The following is an 18329-nucleotide window of genomic DNA, read 5'->3' as shown; positions in this document are numbered from 1 at the left end:
ACCAGAAGTTGCAGGTCTGGAAAATTTAGTTAGCTAAACACCGATCTCCAAATCACCGAAATCCCCTTATGGGAGCGAGCCTGTTCGCGATGGCGCCGGCACATCCAGCATGAAGGTGACAGGCAGATCGCATTCGCGAGCAAGCGAGCTCCCACAAGGGATGTGTTGCGACTGATTGCCAAAGCGATGAGGCAACCTGTCACGCGGCAAAAGACCACACCGTCCATCGTCAAAAATGGGACTACTCTTTTAACCATTGCTTGATCCAGATCAAGACCTTTCATGGAATTGATCCGGCGGCCACATGGCCAGACTCCCTACGTTGTGATGTTTGTAAAAAAAGAACGAATTGAAATTCGCCACACTCCATATCCGTGGGGGCAGTGGGTGCAGGCCGCAAGCCTTCAGCCGGTATTACTGACAGAGGAAGACTTATGTTCGGTTTGGAGGCGCTTGATCTCGCCCGGATGCAGTTTGCGTTCACCATCTCATTCCACATCCTGTTCCCGGCCATCACCATCGGCCTGGCGAGTTACCTTGCGGTGCTCGAAGGGTTGTGGCTGAAAACGCATAACGACACCTACCGAGATCTGTACCATTTCTGGTCGAAGATTTTTGCCGTCAACTTCGGCATGGGGGTGGTGTCCGGTTTGGTCATGGCCTATCAGTTCGGCACCAACTGGAGCCGCTTCTCGGACTTTGCCGGTTCAGTAACCGGGCCGCTATTGACCTATGAAGTGCTGACCGCATTCTTCCTGGAAGCCGGTTTCCTCGGCGTGATGCTGTTCGGCTGGAACAAGGTCGGGCGCAATCTGCACTTCTTCTCCACGGTCATGGTCGCCATCGGCACGCTCATTTCGACCTTCTGGATTCTCGCCTCCAACAGCTGGATGCAGACGCCGCAGGGTTATGAAATCGTCAATGGCCAAGTCATTCCGGTGGACTGGCTGGCGGTGATCTTCAACCCATCGTTCCCGTACCGCTTGATGCACATGGCGACGGCCGCGTTTGTGGCGACGGCATTCTTCGTCGGATCCTCCGCAGCCTGGCACTTGCTGCGCGGCAAGGACAATCCGGCCATCCGCACCATGCTCTCGATGGCCATGTGGATGGCGTTGATCGTGGCGCCGATTCAGGCGGTCATCGGTGACTTCCACGGGTTGAACACCCTTGAGCATCAACCGGCAAAAATCGCCGCGATCGAAGGTCACTGGGAAAACGTGGGCGATGAACCAACTCCGCTGATCCTGTTCGGCTGGCCGGACATGAAAGCCGAAAAGACCAAATTCGCGGTGGAAATCCCCTACCTCGGCAGCCTGATCCTGACCCACTCCCTGGACAAACAGGTCCCGGCGCTCAAAGAGTTCCCGCCCGAAGACCGGCCTAACTCGACCATTGTTTTCTGGTCGTTCCGAGTCATGGTCGGCCTGGGTTTCCTGATGATTTTCACCGGATTGTGGAGCCTGTGGCTGCGCAAACGCGACAAGCTGTACACCTCGCGACCGTTCCTGTACCTGGCGTTGTGGATGGGGCCGTCCGGCCTGATCGCGATCCTGGCGGGCTGGTTTACCACTGAAATCGGCCGTCAACCGTGGGTGGTCTATGGGCTGATGCGCACGGCGGATGCCTCCTCCAACCACAGTTTCATGCAGATGAGCATCACGTTGATCATGTTCGTGGTGGTGTATTTCGCGCTGTTCGGTGCCGGTCTGGGCTACATGATGCGCCTGGTGCGCAAAGGGCCGAAAATCGACGAGGGCAAGGAAACCAACGAAGGTGGCCCTGGCCAGAAACGCACGCCGGCCCGTCCGCTGTCCGCCGCTGATGACACTGGCGATGACAACCACAGCCCCAGCCTGACCAAGGAGATTTGAGTCATGGGTATTGATCTTCCGCTGATCTGGGCCGTGATCATCATCTTCGGCATCATGATGTACGTGGTCATGGACGGTTTTGATCTGGGAATCGGGATTCTTTTCCCGTTCATCCCCGGCAAGACCGACCGTGACGTGATGATGAACACCGTCGCCCCGGTCTGGGACGGCAACGAAACCTGGCTGGTACTGGGCGGCGCGGCGTTGTTCGGCGCGTTCCCTCTGGCCTATTCGGTAGTGCTCTCGGCCTTGTACCTGCCGCTGATTTTCATGCTGATCGGGCTGATTTTTCGCGGCGTGGCGTTCGAGTTCCGCTTCAAGGCCAAGGACGCCAAGCGACACCTGTGGGACAAGGCGTTCATCGGTGGTTCGGTTGCCGCGACGTTCTTTCAGGGTGTGGCATTGGGCGCGTTCATCGATGGATTGCCGGTGGTGAATCGGCAGTTTGCCGGTGGTTCACTCGACTGGCTGACGCCGTTCACCCTGTTCTGCGGTGTGGCGTTGGTGGTGGCGTATGCGCTGCTCGGTTGCACCTGGCTGATCATGAAAACCGAAGGCAAGTTGCAGCAACAGATGCATGATCTGGCGCGGCCATTGGCGTTCGTAGTGTTGGCGGTGATTGGCATCGTCAGCATCTGGACCCCGCTGGCCCACGCCGAGATTGCGGCTCGCTGGTTCACCTTGCCGAACCTGTTCTGGTTCCTGCCGGTGCCGATCCTGGTGTTGGTGACCATGTATGGTCTGATCCGCGCGGTGGCCCGCAACGCACACTACACGCCGTTCCTGCTGACGCTGGTGCTGATCTTCCTCGGTTACAGCGGCCTGGGCATCAGCCTGTGGCCGAACATAGTACCGCCGTCGATCTCGATCTGGGACGCCGCCGCACCGCCGCAGAGTCAGGGTTTCATGCTGGTCGGCACACTGTTCATCATCCCGTTCATCCTGGGTTATACCTTCTGGAGCTACTACGTGTTCCGCGGCAAGGTGACCCATGAAGATGGTTATCACTAGAGCACACGACAATGGCGCAGGGTCAATGACTGCGCCGTTTCAGAGGAGGTTACGATGATGGCTGGCAAACATTCCCTGCAGGAAATCAAAGCGGCGGAGAGCAAACCGCTGTGGCAGCGTCTCGGCTGGCTGGCACTGATCTGGGTCGGTAGTGTCGGGGCTCTGTTTATCGTAGCGAGCCTGATGCGCATGTTCATGAACGCTGCCGGTCTGACCACGCACTGAATTCGCAAAATCCCATCCCGTCGCCTCGCGGCACGGATTTATCAACCCTCCAGAACGGAGGGTTTTTTTTGCCCGCGATTATTTACGAGCTTTGAGAATCACGAACTTGGGCGTGGCCGCCACTTGTTCCACGCCACGGAACAACCGCGCCAGCTTGCTGTGATACCCCAGATGACGATTGCCGACGATGTACAGCGCACCGCCTACCACCAGGGCTTCGCGTGCCTGCTGAAACATCCGCCAAGCGAGAAAATCGCCGACGACCTGTTGTTGATGAAATGGCGGGTTGCACAGCACCACGTCCAGCGATTGCGGTTCTTGCCCGGCCAGGCCATCGCCGGCACGCACGATCACATCGCGATCACCCAGTGCCGCGCGCCAGTTCTCGGTTGCCGACTGCACCGCCATGAACGACTCGTCGACCAAGGTGTAGTGGGCTTCAGGGTTTTGCAGGGCGCTGGCGATTGCCAACACGCCGTTACCGCAACCGAGGTCGGCAACGCGCGCTGAACCGAGGCTCTTTGGCAAGTGCGGCAAAAATGCCCGTGTGCCAATGTCGAGCCCTTCGCGGCAGAACACGTTGGCGTGGTTCAGCAGTTCGATTGCCGGAATGTCGAGTTGATAGCGTGAAGGGTAGGGAGACACGACTGGGTTTTTGGCTTCAGGCGTTGAGATCAGCAACCGCGCTTTCTTTACTGCCAGCGACGCCTGCACCGGGCCGATGTAACGTTCCAGCAGATCGCCTGCAGCGCGGGGGAGGTGCTTGACCATCGCTGCCGCAATCACCTGAGCGCCTGGTGCCAGCTGGCCTTGCAAGCGAATCAGTTGTTCTTCCAGCAGCGCCAGGGTTTTTGGCACCCGGATCAATACACGGTCAAACGGGCCGGTGAACGGCTCATTCGCCGGAACAACCGGCACCGCGTCAAATGCCTGGCCGTTGCGGATCAGGTTCTTTTCCAGTCCCTGAAAGGCCAGAAACGAATCGCCGCTGCTGGTCACCTGAACCTTGCCCGCAAGGCTGGCGGCTATCGCGCCAAAGCTGTCGTTCAGCACCAGCACCCGGGTCTGAACTGCCGGTTGCTGCTCGGCTAAATGAGTGAGCAGGTATTCGTCCGCCGCATCGAAAGCTTGCAGCGGTTCGTTCTGCTGTTCTGGCTGGCGGATCAAATCGAGTTGGGCGAAGGGCGTATCGAGCAGGGGCATGAGGCAGGGGGCTCTGGGTAGTCAACGGGTAGTATCCCGCTGCTTGAGGCGCCTAGCGGGCGGGGCCGTCCGAGTGCACTGCGTCGTGAAGTTTCGCACGCCATCACTCTGGAGGAACCGCAAATGGTACGTTTTTTTCTTTCGCAATACCCGCAGGTTTTTCAGCCTCGGATATTTGCACGCACTGCTCAGATCATGCAGGCCCTGGCCGCCGCTATGACTGCCGCGATCTTGTTGTTGACCCCCAGCTTCTGGATAGCACTGTGCACATGGAAGTTTATGGTGCGTTCAGTGACGCTGAGAATCACGGCAGCTTCACCGGCCGTCTTGCCATCTGCCGACAGTCTCAGGACCTCAATTTCCCGTATCGACAGTCGAGGCTTGCACGAATGAGGAACGGGCTCAGGCAAATTTTGAGCGACCAGCCCATGCAGGTGGTGGCTGATAAACAGCGCGTATCCAAGGTTTTCGTACAATTCATAAGGCGTGATGGGATGACTGCTTCCGGCCACACTCAACATGCTATGAAGACCTTTGTCATCGTGCAGCGAGTGCGACCAGCCGTGTTCCAGGCCTTGTTCTTTTTGCGCTTGCCACAGGTTTTGGCTATTCGAGTAGAGCTTTTCGTCCCAGACTATGGGGAAGGTAGATTGATTGCAATGTGCTAGCACTGGATCTACTTCGCTAAATTGGCCCTCTTCATATTTGGCAATCCAGTCGCTTGGGTAGTTGTTGAGACTCAATCTCTTGAAGTGCGGACCTCGTGGGTGTGATGTAATTGAAAAGGCACAGAAATTAAAGCCAAGGTTTTGAACCAGACCGAGTGACGTTGCGTATGCAGACTCAACATCCCTGGCATTGGATATCTGTCTTAATTGTGACTCCTTCCACCTTTCCATAGCGGTAACTCCATAGGTGAATCTTGGGGGGTGCAGATTGGATCCGAAATCCAGCACGAGGCGAAGTGTAGGACTATTCCCACACATATGCTGCAATTTTTTTGCTCTTGAAAAAGTCTAAAACTTTATATCTGGTTCTTAACTGGTAAATAAACTTTATAGGATTTGTACAATAATATAATTAGAAAAATGGTGATGTACGATCTGGTTAAAAGGGGTAGGGAAGATCTATTTTTAGATACGTGAATGCAGGCGAAATAATGGCGCTTTCTAAAGACACTACAAATAACCGGTGTTTACATCGCCTGCTTTGCGGGACACTGGGGCATCTGTTGAAGGGAGCGCCTCATGACCGCCAGTGCAGAAAAATTCACTCGCCAGACCCTGACCGACGTTCAGCCATTGACCCCCAACCTGTTCACCTTGCGGGTCACCAGGGATCCCGGGTTTCGATTTCGGGCGGGGCAATTCGCTCGATTGGGTGTGTCCCGGGCCGACGGCAGCACGGTATGGCGCGCCTATTCAATGGTTTCGTCACCCTTTGACGAGTTTCTTGAATTCTTCTCTATTGTCGTGCCAGGTGGGGAGTTCACCAGCGAACTGAGTCGCCTGGAGGTTGGCGATACGCTGCTGGTGGACCGTCAGGCCTTTGGTTACCTGACACTGGACCGCTTCATCGATGGCCGGGATATGTGGTTGCTGTCCACCGGCACAGGCGTAGCGCCGTTCCTGTCGATCCTGCAGGACTTCGAGGTGTGGGAGAAGTTTGAGCGAATCATCCTTGTCTACAGTGTGCGCGAAGCCCGTGAACTGGCGTATCAGGACCTGATCGCAGGGTTGGCGCAGCGCGATTATCTGACTGAGTATGCCCATAAGCTGCAGTTTATCGCCACGGTCACCCGCGAGCAGCACCCCGGGGCATTGAACGGGCGAATCACCACGCTGATAGAAAATGGCGAACTGGAGCGGGTGGCCGGTGTGGCGCTGACGCCGGAACATTCGCGGGTAATGCTTTGCGGCAATCCCCAGATGATCGATGACACGCGCAAGTTGCTCAAGCAGCGAGACATGCACTTGAGCCTCAGCCGTCGTCCAGGCCAGGTGGCGGTGGAGAATTTCTGGTAAAAAAACGGCGCCTGCAAGGCGCCGTTTCTTGTTGCAATCTGCTATCAGGGCCGATTGTTCTGGGCCTTGAGCAGGTCGCGGATTTCGCTCAATAGCTCTTCCTCCTTGGTCGGAACCGGCGGCAGGGTCGGCGCGACAGCCTCCTCGCGTTTCAGGCGGTTGATCGCTTTGACACCCATGAAGATCGCGAAAGCGACAATGACGAAGTCGATCATACTCTGGATGAACTTGCCGTACGCCAGCACCACTGCCGGGACATTGCCGTTGGCAGCCTTGAGCGTAATGGCCAGGTCACTGAAGTCCACCCCGCCGATCAACAAGCCAATGGGCGGCATCACCACATCGCCGACAAACGACGAAACGATCTTGCCGAACGCCGCGCCAATGATGATACCGACAGCCATGTCGACCACGTTCCCTTTGACCGCGAAGGCCTTGAACTCACTTATCACGCCCATAGGTTATTTCCTTGTTACAGATGAGGTTGGTGAACGCAGTGTAAATCAGCGAGGCGCATTCTGCTTGAAACACCCGGTTTTGTTGCCTGCCCGCGATTGGCCCGGCCCATGGAGAAAAGTTTACGAAACGTCATCATTGCTGAAAAAAACGGCGGGCTCTGTGAACCCGTTTTTTTGCTATCGATGGGTTGTTTATTTCTTTTGCGTTATTAGTCTTGCTGTCACTAACTGCTGATAAGAGGGGGGTTATGAGAATGCGCTTTTAGCAGTGAGCCAAAGCGTGATTGAGAATAGATGTCAGTCGTTATTCATGGCTGAGGTCTGTCGCTTGAAAGTCGGTATTGAAAAATTAAGTTTAACAACGAAGTTGTACATCTGAGTTTGAGTTATTAAGGGTGTGTACAGTTTTTGTAGCGATATATTGAATGTGGTGTCATTTATTGTTAGACGCAGTTGTACAGGTCTTTACCCTCTGCACTATGACTAGTGTGTTACCGCCTTGGAAAGTTACTGCGCAGGGAGTACTGGGTAACTTCGCTGCGCATTCATCTCAGCTGAGCTATCATCGCGTTTTTTGCCGGGAGTTCAGATGGCCAAGGCCAAGCGCATGTACGGCTGCACCGAGTGCGGCTCAACCTTCCCCAAGTGGGCCGGCCAGTGCGGCGAGTGCGGGGCCTGGAACACCCTGACGGAAACCATGGTGGAAAGCGGTGGCGCCGCAGCCCCGAGCGGTCGTACCGGCTGGACCGGTCAACAGGCGCAGATCAAGACCCTGGCCGAAGTCAGCGTCGAAGAAATCCCGCGTTTTTCCACCGCGTCCAGTGAACTGGATCGGGTATTGGGCGGTGGTCTGGTCGATGGTTCGGTGGTGCTGATTGGCGGCGACCCCGGCATCGGCAAATCGACCATCCTGCTGCAAACCTTGTGCAACCTCGCCAAAGTCATGCCAGCGCTGTACGTCACCGGCGAAGAATCCCAGCAGCAAGTGGCCATGCGCGCCCGTCGCCTGGGCTTGCCTCAGGATCAACTGCGGGTCATGACCGAAACCTGCATCGAAACCATCATCGCCACCGCCCGGGTCGAGAAGCCGAAGGTGATGGTGATCGACTCGATCCAGACGATTTTCACCGAGCAGTTACAGTCGGCTCCGGGCGGCGTGTCGCAGGTGCGGGAAAGCGCAGCGCTGTTGGTGCGGTACGCCAAACAGAGCGGAACCGCGATTTTCCTGGTTGGCCACGTGACTAAAGAAGGCGCATTGGCCGGGCCGCGCGTACTGGAGCACATGGTCGATACGGTGTTGTATTTCGAAGGCGAGTCCGACGGGCGTTTGCGCCTGCTGCGTGCGGTGAAAAACCGTTTTGGTGCCGTCAACGAGTTGGGTGTGTTCGGCATGACCGACAAAGGCCTGAAAGAAGTGTCCAATCCGTCTGCGATTTTCCTCACCCGCGCTCAGGAAGAAGTGCCGGGCAGCGTGGTCATGGCGACGTGGGAAGGGACGCGGCCGATGTTGGTGGAAGTCCAGGCGCTGGTGGATGACAGCCACCTGGCGAACCCACGTCGGGTAACGCTGGGGCTGGATCAGAATCGCCTGGCGATGTTGCTGGCAGTGTTGCACCGTCATGGCGGCATTCCGACCCACGATCAGGACGTGTTTCTCAACGTGGTCGGTGGTGTGAAGGTGTTGGAGACCGCATCCGACCTGGCGTTGATGGCCGCAGTCATGTCCAGTTTGCGCAACCGGCCGCTGCCCCATGATTTGTTGGTGTTTGGCGAAGTCGGCTTGTCCGGGGAAGTTCGACCGGTGCCAAGTGGTCAGGAACGCTTGAAAGAAGCGGCCAAGCACGGGTTCAAGCGCGCCATTGTGCCCAAGGGCAATGCGCCGAAAGAAGCGCCGCCGGGTCTGCAGATTATTGCCGTGACTCGCCTGGAACAGGCCCTTGACGCGCTTTTCGAATAATCTTTCAGGTACACCGCTTACCCTGTGGGAGCGGGCTTGCTCGCGATGACGGACGATCAGTCAGCATCATCGTTGAGTGCTAAACCGCTATCGCGAGCAAGCTCGCTCCCACATTTGAACAATGCTTGTCTTTAGGTTTCGATCAGGGCGCCCAATTCGCGCTCCAGCTCCTCAGGGTCGCCCAGGTTGAACTCGATCAATCGCCGCAGGCGCTCGATAGACTCCAGGCTGATGTGCTTGCAGACGAAGCCGAGTTGCCCATGATCATCGTGGGTCAGTAGCACATCCATCTTGATCGCGATTTCAGGCGTCAGATGTATATCGACGCAAAAGTGATGTTCCCGATTGCCCAGCCATGGCTCGGGCTTCTTGACCAACAACCCCTTGAGCGACAAATCAATTAGCTCCACCTGCCAGATGTATTTGTCCTGGCGCAGCTCGGTTCGGGCATCGAACGCAATACGTTTGAAGCGACGGCGATCGGTAGGGTGCTCGCTCATGGCGCAATCCTCTGGATGTGCGCTGACTATAGACCCGCATTGATAAAGCCCGCCAGCACACGCATGCCGCTAGACCAATGTCGGGGTATGGCCTTTGCCGTCAGGAGAGCTAAACTCGGGGTGGCTGTCTTTCTTGTCCACCCTGGCTGGAATATAAAATGAAAAATAATAATAGCCTGCTACGCCATTTACCCTGGCTTCTGCTGGCAATCGTGGGAGCGTGCGCCCTAGGTGTCGTGGCATTGCGCCGAGGCGAGGCGATCAACGCCTTGTGGATCGTGGTCGCCGCCGTGGCCATTTATCTGGTTGCATACCGCTATTACAGTCTGTTCATCGCTACCAATGTGATGCAACTCGACCCGCGACGGGCGACCCCCGCCGTGCTCAACAATGATGGTCTGGACTATGTGCCGACCAACAAACACATCCTTTTCGGTCACCACTTCGCGGCCATTGCCGGCGCCGGCCCGCTGGTGGGTCCGGTATTGGCTGCACAGATGGGCTATTTGCCTGGCACGCTATGGCTGATTGCCGGCGTAGTGCTGGCCGGTGCGGTTCAGGACTTCATGGTCCTGTTCATGTCCACCCGCCGCAACGGCCGCTCCCTGGGCGACATGGTCCGTGAAGAAATGGGCCGCATCCCCGGGACCATCGCGCTGTTTGGCTGCTTCCTCATCATGATCATCATCCTCGCGGTGCTGGCGCTGATCGTGGTCAAGGCCCTGGCCGAAAGCCCATGGGGCATTTTCACGGTGATGGCGACCATCCCGATTGCGATGTTCATGGGCATCTACATGCGCTACATCCGCCCGGGTCGCATCGGTGAAATCTCCGTGGTCGGCGTGCTGTTGCTGCTGGGTTCGATCTGGCTGGGCGGGCAAATCGCTGCCGATCCGTTCTGGGCCAAGGCCTTCAGCTTCACCGGGATTCAGATCACCTGGATGCTGGTCGGCTACGGTTTTGTGGCCGCCTCGTTACCGGTCTGGCTGATTCTGGCCCCGCGCGACTACCTGTCGACCTTCCTCAAAATCGGCACCATCGTGGCGCTGGCGATTGGCATTCTGGTCACCATGCCCGAGCTGAAAATGCCGGCCTTGACCCAGTTCATCGACGGCACCGGGCCGGTGTGGAAGGGCGGTTTGTTTCCGTTCCTGTTCATCACCATTGCCTGTGGCGCGGTGTCGGGTTTCCACGCGCTGATTTCTTCCGGCACGACACCGAAGCTGCTGGATAACGAAGTCAATTCCCGTTACATCGGCTACGGCGCGATGCTGATGGAATCCTTCGTCGCCATCATGGCCATGGTTGCCGCGTCGGTGATCGAGCCTGGCGTGTATTTCGCCATGAACAGCCCGGCGGCGGTCGTCGGCGGTGACGTGGTGGCTGTGGCGCAAACCGTCAGCAGTTGGGGCTTTGCGATTACCCCGGAAGCGCTGCTAGCGGTGGCCAAGGACATCGGTGAAACCACTGTCCTGGCCCGTGCCGGCGGTGCGCCGACCCTGGCGGTCGGTATCGCGCAGATCCTGCACAGTGTCTTGCCAGGTGAAAACACCATGGCGTTCTGGTACCACTTCGCGATCCTGTTCGAAGCGCTGTTTATCCTGACCGCCGTGGACGCCGGCACGCGTGCCGGGCGCTTCATGCTGCAGGACTTGCTCGGCTCCTTCGTGCCGTCGCTCAAACGCACCGAATCCTGGACTGCCAATCTGATCGCCACCGCCGGTTGTGTGGCGATGTGGGGTTGGTTGCTGTACCAGGGTGTGATCGATCCATTGGGCGGCATCAACACCTTGTGGCCGCTGTTCGGTATCTCCAACCAGATGCTGGCCGGTATCGCGCTGATGTTGGCCACTGTTGTACTGATCAAAATGAAACGCCAACGCTACGTGTGGGTGACCATGCTGCCCGCCGCGTGGCTGCTGATCTGCACCGTTACCGCCGGCTTCATCAAGCTGTTTGACGCCAACCCGGCGATCGGCTTCCTGTCACTGGCGAAAAAATACAGCGATGCGCTGGCCAACGGTCAGATCCTCGCCCCGGCCAAGGACATTACGCAGATGCAGCACGTGATCTTCAACGCCTACACCAACGCCACGCTGACGGCGCTGTTCCTGTTCGTGGTCTTCAGTATCCTGTTCTATGCGCTCAAGGTCGGTATTTCCGCCTGGGGCAGCAAAGAGCGTACGGATAAAGAAGCGCCATTCCAGGCTATTCCAGACGCGTAATCGAGGATTGCAAACATGTTCAATGACCTGAGTCGCCTCGGTAAATACCTCGGTCAGGCCGCGCGCCTGATGGTCGGCATGCCCGACTACGACAACTACGTCGAGCATATGCAAACCAAACACCCGGACAAACCGGTGATGAGCTACGAGATGTTCTTCCGGGAACGCCAAGAGGCTCGTTACGGCGGCAAGGGTGGGCCGAAATGCTGTTGATCTACTAGCAGCGAGTTATCAGATGTAATGTGGAGCGGGCTTTTGTGGGAGCGAGCTTGCTCGCGATGCAGACAACTCGGTATATCGTCAACACCGAGGTGATGCCATCGCGAGCAAGCTCGCTCCCACAGGACCGCTCCCTTTTTTTGAGTAGTAGAAGGAGATCCAGTTTGTCCTCTCCCATCCCCGTCACGATCCTCAGCGGCTTCCTCGGCGCCGGTAAAACCACGTTGTTGCGCCACCTGCTCAAAGCCGAGCACGGCCTGAAAATCGCCGTGATCGAGAACGAATTCAGTGACGCCGGTATCGACACCCAATTGCTGGGTGAAGAGCCGGTGCAAGTGATGACACTGTCCAATGGTTGCGTGTGCTGCACCATCCACACCGACCTGACCAAAGCCCTGTACCTGTTGCTCGAACGCCTCGACAGCGGCGAAATCGCCTTCGATCGCCTGGTGATCGAATGCACCGGTCTGGCCGATCCGGCACCGGTCGCTCAAACCTTTTTTATCGATGAAGAACTGCGCGAGCGCTACATCCTCGACGGCATCATCACGCTGGTGGACGCGGCGCACGCCGATACTCACCTGACCCAGACCATCGCCCAGGCACAGATCGGATTTGCCGACCGCCTGCTGGTGAGCAAACGGGACCTGGTGGACGAGGCGACGTTCACGGCCCTCAGCGAACGCCTCACTCGCATCAACCGTCGTGCGCCGATCCGCGTGGTCGACCACGGCAAGATCGATCTGGCCGAACTGCTCGACGTGCGCGGTTTCAATCTCAACGCCGATCTCGGTGGTGGCGTGAGCCTGCGCCCGGTGAGCAAAGCGCCGTCCATCGACCGGATTTCCAGCCTGGTGCTACGCACTGACAAGCCGCTGGATATCGACAAGCTCAGCGAGTTCATGAATGAGCTGCTGGAAGAACATGGCAAGCAATTGCTGCGTTACAAAGGAGTGTTGAGCATTCTGGGCGAGCCGCGGCGGATGGTGTTCCAGGGTGTGCTGAAGTTGTACGGTTTCGATTGGGACACGGAATGGGCTGACGACGAGGCGCGCGAAAGCGTGATTGTGTTCATTGCCGATGATTTGCCGGAAGAGAAGATTCGGGAAGGTTTCGCGCGGGTAGCGGCGGACTAAAGCCTGACATTTCAACGGGCCTGATGCCGTCATCGTCAGATCACCGCCCGGAGCCGGCTCCGGGGCGGCGATCCGACGATGGCGATCTAACCGGCAACACGATTCTGGCCTGATCTCGTCCCAGAGTGCAGCAATGCCTCTTCAAGAAAATCCAGATGCTGGCTCAGCAATGCCTCGGCAGCCACCGCATTCCCACATTCCACCGCATTGACAATCTCCTCATGCCTCTCGCAATAACTCTCCAAGTGCACATCAAAATACGCAATCGCCAGTGAAGTCAGCGGCACCAGACTGCCTAGAAAATGCGCCAACGGTGCATTCCCCGCCATTTCCGCCAACTGCAAATGAAACTCGCCTGACAACCGAATGGCCGGGCCACGCGCCGTACAACTACGCTCGCTCTCGATCAGGGCACGCAGGCGATTCAAGTCCACCATACGGGGTTGCCGGCAAGCCAGGCGCACCAACGTAATCTCGGTCAGTCGCCGGGCATGGAGCATCTGCCGGGTCTGCTCATGGTCGAGCGCGGCGACGCGGGGACGGTGGTTCGTGCGAAGAACGATGACGTGCTGATGGGACAGGCGGGTCAGTACGCCCCGAATGTCACTGCGTCGAGCGCCGAACATCTGCGCCAGACTTTCTTCGGTAAAACGACTGGTGGTATCGATTCGCTGTTCGAGAATGGCATCGAAAACCCGCGAATAAAGATTATCCGCTGGCGAGGGGAAGGGCAGGGCGGCAAGCGTCTGCGATGAGGCGAAGCTGTTCATGGCCTGTCTCCAGTTCGAAGAGGGTTCAACTGCCGAGGTTGTCGTCCGGGATGTTCAATTCAATGCCCATGCGTTGGCCTTCGCGAAGGATGTGTCGACGCATTTCGGCACTGGCCTGGGCGCTGTTCTTGCTGCGGATGGCGCGCACCACGGCTTCGTTTTCTTCCAGGCGTTCTGCCAGATGCTCCGGCGAATTGCGCAGCACTTCGGCGCTTTGCTTGAGGGCGTTACTGGTTTGCTGCACCACGCTCTGGAAGATCGGGTTCGAGGTCAGGGTGAACAGCTCCTCGTGGAACGCGATATAAGCGTTGACCCCTGCCTCGCTGTCGTTGGCCTCCAACGCCTCGCGCATGTCCATCAGGGTCAAGCGCAATTGCCCGACTTCCTTGCTGCTGATCGACTGCGCGACCAGGCCGACAATGAACGGCTCCAGGGTGTAGCGCAGTTGCAGCACGTCTTCCAGGCTGGCACCAGCCACCGCGCTGTCGTGGCTTTGGCTGTCGCTGAGATTGGCTTCCAGCACCACCACGCCTTTGCCTGGCATGGAGCGCACCAGGCCGAGGGTTTCCAGCACGATCACCGCTTCACGCAGGCTCGGACGGCTGATGCCCAGTTGTTCGGCGAGTTCACGTTGCCCTGGCAACATGTCGCCGGAACGCCACTGACCACGGGCCAAAGCGGCCCGGAGTTTTTCCACGACTGAATTCACAACGGTCGACGAGGTAATCACTGTTCGCTCCATGAGCATCCAAAACGGTTGATGGCCGTGCCTGCCCGCGGGCAGACACGGCGATTATTCAAAATTCCTGCTGATGCGCCGGGGCCGCCGGTTTTCTCGGCTGGAAGGTATAACCCACCTGACCGGAAAGCACCTTGTTCGCTCGCTGAATATCGATGTCTTTTTCCCAGCGGGCGATGGCCACGGTGGCGACGCAGTTGCCGATCAGGTTGGTCATCGCCCGCCCGATCCCCATGAACCAGTCCACCGCCAGCACCAGCACCAGGCCGACCACCGGAATCGCCGGGATCGCCGTCAGGGTCGCCGCCAGAATCACCAGCGCCGAGCCGGGAATCCCGTGGGCGCCTTTGGAGGTGATCAGCGACACCAGCAGAATGGTCAGCAAGTCGGTCATCGCCAGCGGCGTACCGGTGGCGTTGGCGATGAAGACGATGGCGAGCGTCAGGTAGATCGAGAACCCATCGAGGTTGAAGGAGTAACCCGTAGGAATCACCAACCCCACGGTGGAACTGCCGATGCCCAGATGCTCAAGCTTGCGCATGATCTGTGGCAGCACTGCGTCGGAGGAAGCGGTACCCATGACGATCAACAGTTCTTCGCGCAGGTATTTGAGCAGTGGCCACATCCGCAGGCCGGACAGGCGCATCACCAGGCCGAGAATCAGCGACACGAACGCCACGCAGGTCAGGTAAAACAGGCCGACCAGGCTGCCCAGATGCTGCAGCGAGTCCAGGCCATATTTGCTGGTGGTAAAAGCGATGGCGCCGAACACGCCAATCGGCGCCAGACGCACAATCATGCCCATGATGCGGAAGATCACGTGGCTAAGTTCGTTGATCAGCCGGGAAATACCGGAGGCCGCTTCACCCACCAGGTTCAGCGCGCTGCCGAACAGCACTGAAAACAGCAGCACTTGCAGAATGTTGTTGTCCGCGAATGCGCCGATCACCGAGGTCGGGATCAGGTCCATCAGAAACTGCGTGGTGGTGTGCATGTGCTGGCCGCGCTGGGCGATGTCGCCGATGTCGGCGGTCGAGAGCTGATCCAGATGAATGTTCGCGCCACTGCCGATCCCGGTACTGAAGGCGAACACCAAGCCAATCACCAGTGCGATGGTGGTCAGGATTTCGAAGTAGATCACTGATTTCAGGCCGATGCGTCCGACCTTCTTCAAGTCGCCCGCACCACTGATGCCGCTGACCACCACACAAAATACAATCAGGCCGATGAGCATCTTGATCAGTTTGATGAAGCCGTCGCCGAGCGGTTTGAGCTGGGCAGAGTATTCAGGAAGGGTCAGCCCGCAGACGATGCCGAGCACCAGTCCGAGAACCACTTGGAGGAAGATTGAACGCGAGCACCATCTGAGCATGGGAGGAATCCTGGTCGGTGTCCTGGCTGCCGTGCGCTTGAACGCATCAGATTCAGGACTTAATTATTGTGGTCTTACCGGTATGTCCAGTGCAGGCGCAGTCTAGACGCAGGTTTTAGGCGTTCGCAAGTGGAAAAAGCAAAATTGGCATGACCGGTCTTACCAGTTAAGCGTCAAGGCCCGTGCTTGAGCGGTTCTACAGGTGAAAAAAAACCGGTCATCACTGTCCGGTTTTCTTTGGGTTCGGCGATCTTGCATTGACTGAGCGTCAGGCAAATGCCTGCCGTCGTCTCTGTAGTCCCAACGACTTGCTTTGATTAGTTTCTATATTTAAGTGCGCCTGCGCTTATCAAACATTTAATCTTCATTCGGAGTGCTGAGGTCGGGTGCATTTCTTTCTTCAATGATTAAGTTGAAAAGCATCGGTGCTCCACCCCTGTCGCCGATATAAATATACTTGGAGTCATGAAGTTTGTGTTTGTGGAGAAGGCCAGAGCCTTTGGCTTGAATATAAATTTCCGGGTGGTCTTGTTTGATATTATCCAGCGTCAGAATATTGTGACGCCGGTCGACCAGATTGAAAGTTGTTGAACCTGCGGCAGGATATGCACCAATAAGCCCCGTCTCACTGATACTCAGGCACTGGCCGAAATACGGTCCCGGCGTGCGGATGTAGAGCCTGTAATCGCTGCCGGTGTACCTGAAGTACAGGAGGAGGCGGGGTTTGGCGTTTACCGGGACCTCGGGGCGCAGACCTAAAAAATGCGAGTCGTCTCGCTGTTGCCGTTTTCCGGTAAAGAACCCGCCACTGCCAAATGAATACGTGACAAGGGCCCGAGGTGCATGCAGCAAGTTGAGGAAGTGCAAAAGTGTATCGTGGGTGCCAAGGGTCGCCGTAAAGGATTTTTGTTGATTAGAACTCATGATCAGTCTCTCTATTCGTGGGGTTAGCGTTCTTCCGTTATTGGAAACAAGAAGTCTCGCTAGAAGTTTTCTGAGTTTTCGAATAGTAAGAGTTTTGCGTGTGACGTGCGTGTGGAGTAACTTTTCAAGCTGTTTCTGTGGTGGGGTTTATGCGGTCGTATAGTGGCTTTGGGTTTTTTAGGGTGGGGTGTTAATACGTGGATATATCGAATTGAAGATATAAAAAAACCGGCCATCACTGGCCGGTTTTTGTACTGCGGTTCAGCGGTGCAGTTAAGCGCCGTACACCGGCAGCTTCTTGCAGATGGCCTTGACCTTCTCACGAACGGCGTCGATCACCGCTTCGTTGTTCAGGTCAGCCAGGATGTCGCAGATCCAGCCGGCCAGCTCTTTGCACTCAGCTTCCTTGAAGCCACGAGTGGTCACGGCCGGCGTGCCGAAGCGCAGGCCGGAGGTGACGAACGGGGAGCGTGGATCGTTTGGCACGGAGTTCTTGTTCACGGTGATGAACGCTTTGCCCAGAGCGGCGTCGGCGTCTTTACCGGAGATTTCCTGCTTGATCAGCGAGAGCAGGAACAGGTGGTTTTCAGTACCGCCGGAGACCACGTCGAAACCGCGCTCGATGAACACGCCGGCCATCGCCTTGGCGTTTTTCACCACTTGTTGCTGGTAAGCCTTGAACTCAGGCTGCAGCGCTTCCTTGAAGCAGATCGCCTTGGCAGCAATCACGTGCTCCAGCGGGCCACCTTGGGCGCCCGGGAATACCGCGGAGTTCAGCTTCTTCTCGATGTCGGCGTTGGCGCGAGCCAGGATCAGGCCGCCACGTGGACCGCGCAGGGTCTTGTGCGTGGTGGTGGTCACGACGTCAGCGAATGGCACCGGGTTCGGGTAGACGCCAGCGGCGACCAGACCGGCCACGTGAGCCATGTCGACGAACAGGTAGGCGCCGACCTTGTCAGCGATAGCGCGGAAGCGTGGGAAGTCGAGGATCTGCGAGTAGGCAGAGAAACCGGCCACGATCATTTTCGGCTTGTGTTCTACAGCCAGGCGCTCGACTTCGTCGTAGTCGATCAGGCCATTGGCGTCGATGCCGTACTGAACGGCGTTGTACAGCTTGCCGGAGGAGGAAACGCTAGCACCGTGGGTCAGGTGACCGCCGTGGGCCAGGCTCATGCCCAGGATGGTGTCGCCCGCTTGCAGCAGGGCCAGGTAGACGGCGCTGTTGGCTTGGGAACCGGCGTGTGGCTGAACGTTGGCGTAATCGGCGCCGAACAGTTCTTTTGCACGGTCGATGGCCAGTTGCTCAACCACGTCGACGAACTCGCAACCACCGTAGTAGCGCTTGCCCGGATAGCCTTCGGCGTATTTGTTGGTCAGTACCGAGCCTTGAGCTTCCATCACCGCTGGGCTGGTGTAGTTTTCCGAAGCGATCAGCTCGATGTGTTCTTCCTGGCGCTGAGCTTCTTGCTCCATGGCGGCAAAAAGATCGGCGTCGTACTTGGCAATAGTCAAATCACGGCTGAACATGGCGGTCCTCAAGGATCGGGGCAGAAAAGGGGGGCATTCTAACCCAACCGCTTTTAGATGGCATATGAAAGGACATCATGTCGCAGACAAGTGGGCTTCATGACGGGATCAGCGGTGATCGTGCTGGCCTTATCGCGGGCAAGCCCGCTCCCACAGGGATCTTCA

17 protein-coding genes are annotated in these 18329 nt (G+C 57.4%); 8 read left to right on the top strand and 9 right to left on the bottom strand.

Annotation, left to right across the window (positions count from 1 at the left end):
- Positions 1-434 precede the first annotated feature (434 nt).
- Genes ACM6I0_RS26655 through ACM6I0_RS26645 form a run of 3 tightly spaced genes read left to right on the top strand, consistent with a single transcriptional unit; the run spans position 435 to position 3110 of the window.
- Positions 435-1874 carry a cytochrome ubiquinol oxidase subunit I gene (locus tag ACM6I0_RS26655; RefSeq protein ID WP_285432523.1) on the top strand — a complete coding sequence of 480 codons (1440 nt, stop codon included), beginning with the start codon at positions 435-437 and terminating at the stop codon, positions 1872-1874.
- 3 nt (positions 1875-1877) lie between these two features.
- Positions 1878-2885: a cytochrome d ubiquinol oxidase subunit II gene (gene cydB, locus ACM6I0_RS26650; RefSeq protein WP_285432524.1), complete on the top strand. Its 1008-nt coding sequence runs from the start codon at positions 1878-1880 to the stop codon at positions 2883-2885.
- A 57-nt stretch (positions 2886-2942) separates the two neighbouring features.
- On the top strand, positions 2943-3110 hold the full coding sequence (locus ACM6I0_RS26645) for a DUF2474 domain-containing protein (protein ID WP_222590291.1): 168 nt from the start codon (positions 2943-2945) through the stop codon (positions 3108-3110).
- A 78-nt stretch (positions 3111-3188) separates the two neighbouring features.
- Here ACM6I0_RS26645 and ACM6I0_RS26640 read toward each other — a convergent pair whose 3' ends face one another.
- Together ACM6I0_RS26640 and ACM6I0_RS26635 are read right to left on the bottom strand one after the other, a co-directional pair.
- Complete coding sequence (locus tag ACM6I0_RS26640) at positions 3189-4313, bottom strand: methyltransferase (protein ID WP_414923658.1); 1125 nt, start codon at positions 4311-4313, stop codon at positions 3189-3191.
- A 188-nt stretch (positions 4314-4501) separates the two neighbouring features.
- Positions 4502-5212 carry a LuxR family transcriptional regulator gene (locus ACM6I0_RS26635; protein WP_285432526.1) on the bottom strand — a complete coding sequence of 237 codons (711 nt, stop codon included), beginning with the start codon at positions 5210-5212 and terminating at the stop codon, positions 4502-4504.
- 348 nt (positions 5213-5560) lie between these two features.
- Here ACM6I0_RS26635 and ACM6I0_RS26630 point away from each other — a divergent pair, with 348 nt between their 5' ends.
- On the top strand, positions 5561-6337 hold the full coding sequence (locus tag ACM6I0_RS26630; protein WP_414923657.1) for a ferredoxin--NADP reductase: 777 nt from the start codon (positions 5561-5563) through the stop codon (positions 6335-6337).
- Positions 6338-6381: 44 nt separating this feature from the next.
- Here the strand turns inward: ACM6I0_RS26630 and mscL are convergent, their stop codons facing one another.
- Positions 6382-6795 carry a large-conductance mechanosensitive channel protein MscL gene (gene mscL / locus ACM6I0_RS26625; protein WP_285432528.1) on the bottom strand — a complete coding sequence of 138 codons (414 nt, stop codon included), beginning with the start codon at positions 6793-6795 and terminating at the stop codon, positions 6382-6384.
- 589 nt (positions 6796-7384) lie between these two features.
- Between mscL and radA the strand changes: the two genes are divergently transcribed.
- Positions 7385-8752, top strand: coding sequence for a DNA repair protein RadA (gene radA / locus ACM6I0_RS26620; RefSeq protein WP_010467488.1), 1368 nt, complete (start codon positions 7385-7387; stop codon positions 8750-8752).
- A 131-nt stretch (positions 8753-8883) separates the two neighbouring features.
- Here radA and ACM6I0_RS26615 read toward each other — a convergent pair whose 3' ends face one another.
- A complete protein-coding gene (locus ACM6I0_RS26615; RefSeq protein WP_414923656.1) occupies positions 8884-9252 on the bottom strand; it encodes a PilZ domain-containing protein in 369 nt (122 codons plus the stop codon).
- A gap of 158 nt (positions 9253-9410) precedes the next feature.
- Here ACM6I0_RS26615 and ACM6I0_RS26610 point away from each other — a divergent pair, with 158 nt between their 5' ends.
- From ACM6I0_RS26610 to yjiA, 3 genes are all read left to right on the top strand, one after another.
- The gene (locus ACM6I0_RS26610) at positions 9411-11477 is read left to right on the top strand and encodes a carbon starvation CstA family protein (protein WP_285432530.1); all 2067 of its coding nucleotides are present in this window, start codon (positions 9411-9413) and stop codon (positions 11475-11477) included.
- A 15-nt stretch (positions 11478-11492) separates the two neighbouring features.
- On the top strand, positions 11493-11690 hold the full coding sequence (locus tag ACM6I0_RS26605; protein WP_007895266.1) for a YbdD/YjiX family protein: 198 nt from the start codon (positions 11493-11495) through the stop codon (positions 11688-11690).
- A gap of 170 nt (positions 11691-11860) precedes the next feature.
- Positions 11861-12832 (top strand): GTPase, encoded by a 972-nt coding sequence (gene yjiA, locus ACM6I0_RS26600; protein WP_285432531.1) that lies wholly within the window; start codon positions 11861-11863, stop codon positions 12830-12832.
- Between the two features lie 86 nt (positions 12833-12918).
- Here the strand turns inward: yjiA and ACM6I0_RS26595 are convergent, their stop codons facing one another.
- The 5 genes from ACM6I0_RS26595 to glyA form a co-directional block, all read right to left on the bottom strand.
- Positions 12919-13602: a GntR family transcriptional regulator gene (locus ACM6I0_RS26595; protein WP_414923655.1), complete on the bottom strand. Its 684-nt coding sequence runs from the start codon at positions 13600-13602 to the stop codon at positions 12919-12921.
- A gap of 25 nt (positions 13603-13627) precedes the next feature.
- Entirely contained in the window at positions 13628-14332 is a 705-nt protein-coding gene (locus tag ACM6I0_RS26590; protein WP_090179689.1) for a FadR/GntR family transcriptional regulator, read from the bottom strand.
- A gap of 67 nt (positions 14333-14399) precedes the next feature.
- Positions 14400-15713, bottom strand: coding sequence for a C4-dicarboxylate transporter DctA (locus ACM6I0_RS26585; RefSeq protein ID WP_285432533.1), 1314 nt, complete (start codon positions 15711-15713; stop codon positions 14400-14402).
- Between the two features lie 357 nt (positions 15714-16070).
- Entirely contained in the window at positions 16071-16637 is a 567-nt protein-coding gene (locus ACM6I0_RS26580; protein WP_285432534.1) for a hypothetical protein, read from the bottom strand.
- Positions 16638-16910: 273 nt separating this feature from the next.
- Complete coding sequence (glyA, locus tag ACM6I0_RS26575; protein WP_222588531.1) at positions 16911-18164, bottom strand: serine hydroxymethyltransferase; 1254 nt, start codon at positions 18162-18164, stop codon at positions 16911-16913.
- Positions 18165-18329: the final 165 nt, after the last annotated feature.

The sequence above is a fragment of the Pseudomonas sp. IT-P294 genome (genome assembly GCF_949767865.1).
In the GTDB taxonomy this organism is placed as follows: domain Bacteria; phylum Pseudomonadota; class Gammaproteobacteria; order Pseudomonadales; family Pseudomonadaceae; genus Aquipseudomonas.
The sequence above is the reverse complement of the archived record's forward strand: the minus strand, read 5'-3'. Positions and strand labels throughout refer to the sequence as shown.

What these genes read in the sequence shown, in the direction of transcription:
- ACM6I0_RS26610 (WP_285432530.1), top strand. Translation starts at nt 9,411, where the DNA reads ATGAAAAATAATAATAGCCTGCTACGCCATTTACCCTGGCTTCTGCTG.
- ACM6I0_RS26580 (WP_285432534.1), bottom strand. Translation starts at nt 16,637, where the DNA reads ATGAGTTCTAATCAACAAAAATCCTTTACGGCGACCCTTGGCACCCAC.
- cydB (WP_285432524.1), top strand. Translation starts at nt 1,878, where the DNA reads ATGGGTATTGATCTTCCGCTGATCTGGGCCGTGATCATCATCTTCGGC.
- mscL (WP_285432528.1), bottom strand. Translation starts at nt 6,795, where the DNA reads ATGGGCGTGATAAGTGAGTTCAAGGCCTTCGCGGTCAAAGGGAACGTG.
- ACM6I0_RS26635 (WP_285432526.1), bottom strand. Translation starts at nt 5,212, where the DNA reads ATGGAAAGGTGGAAGGAGTCACAATTAAGACAGATATCCAATGCCAGG.
- ACM6I0_RS26585 (WP_285432533.1), bottom strand. Translation starts at nt 15,713, where the DNA reads ATGCTCAGATGGTGCTCGCGTTCAATCTTCCTCCAAGTGGTTCTCGGA.
- ACM6I0_RS26655 (WP_285432523.1), top strand. Translation starts at nt 435, where the DNA reads ATGTTCGGTTTGGAGGCGCTTGATCTCGCCCGGATGCAGTTTGCGTTC.
- glyA (WP_222588531.1), bottom strand. Translation starts at nt 18,164, where the DNA reads ATGTTCAGCCGTGATTTGACTATTGCCAAGTACGACGCCGATCTTTTT.
- ACM6I0_RS26615 (WP_414923656.1), bottom strand. Translation starts at nt 9,252, where the DNA reads ATGAGCGAGCACCCTACCGATCGCCGTCGCTTCAAACGTATTGCGTTC.
- ACM6I0_RS26630 (WP_414923657.1), top strand. Translation starts at nt 5,561, where the DNA reads ATGACCGCCAGTGCAGAAAAATTCACTCGCCAGACCCTGACCGACGTT.
- radA (WP_010467488.1), top strand. Translation starts at nt 7,385, where the DNA reads ATGGCCAAGGCCAAGCGCATGTACGGCTGCACCGAGTGCGGCTCAACC.
- ACM6I0_RS26640 (WP_414923658.1), bottom strand. Translation starts at nt 4,313, where the DNA reads ATGCCCCTGCTCGATACGCCCTTCGCCCAACTCGATTTGATCCGCCAG.
- ACM6I0_RS26595 (WP_414923655.1), bottom strand. Translation starts at nt 13,602, where the DNA reads ATGAACAGCTTCGCCTCATCGCAGACGCTTGCCGCCCTGCCCTTCCCC.
- ACM6I0_RS26645 (WP_222590291.1), top strand. Translation starts at nt 2,943, where the DNA reads ATGGCTGGCAAACATTCCCTGCAGGAAATCAAAGCGGCGGAGAGCAAA.
- ACM6I0_RS26605 (WP_007895266.1), top strand. Translation starts at nt 11,493, where the DNA reads ATGTTCAATGACCTGAGTCGCCTCGGTAAATACCTCGGTCAGGCCGCG.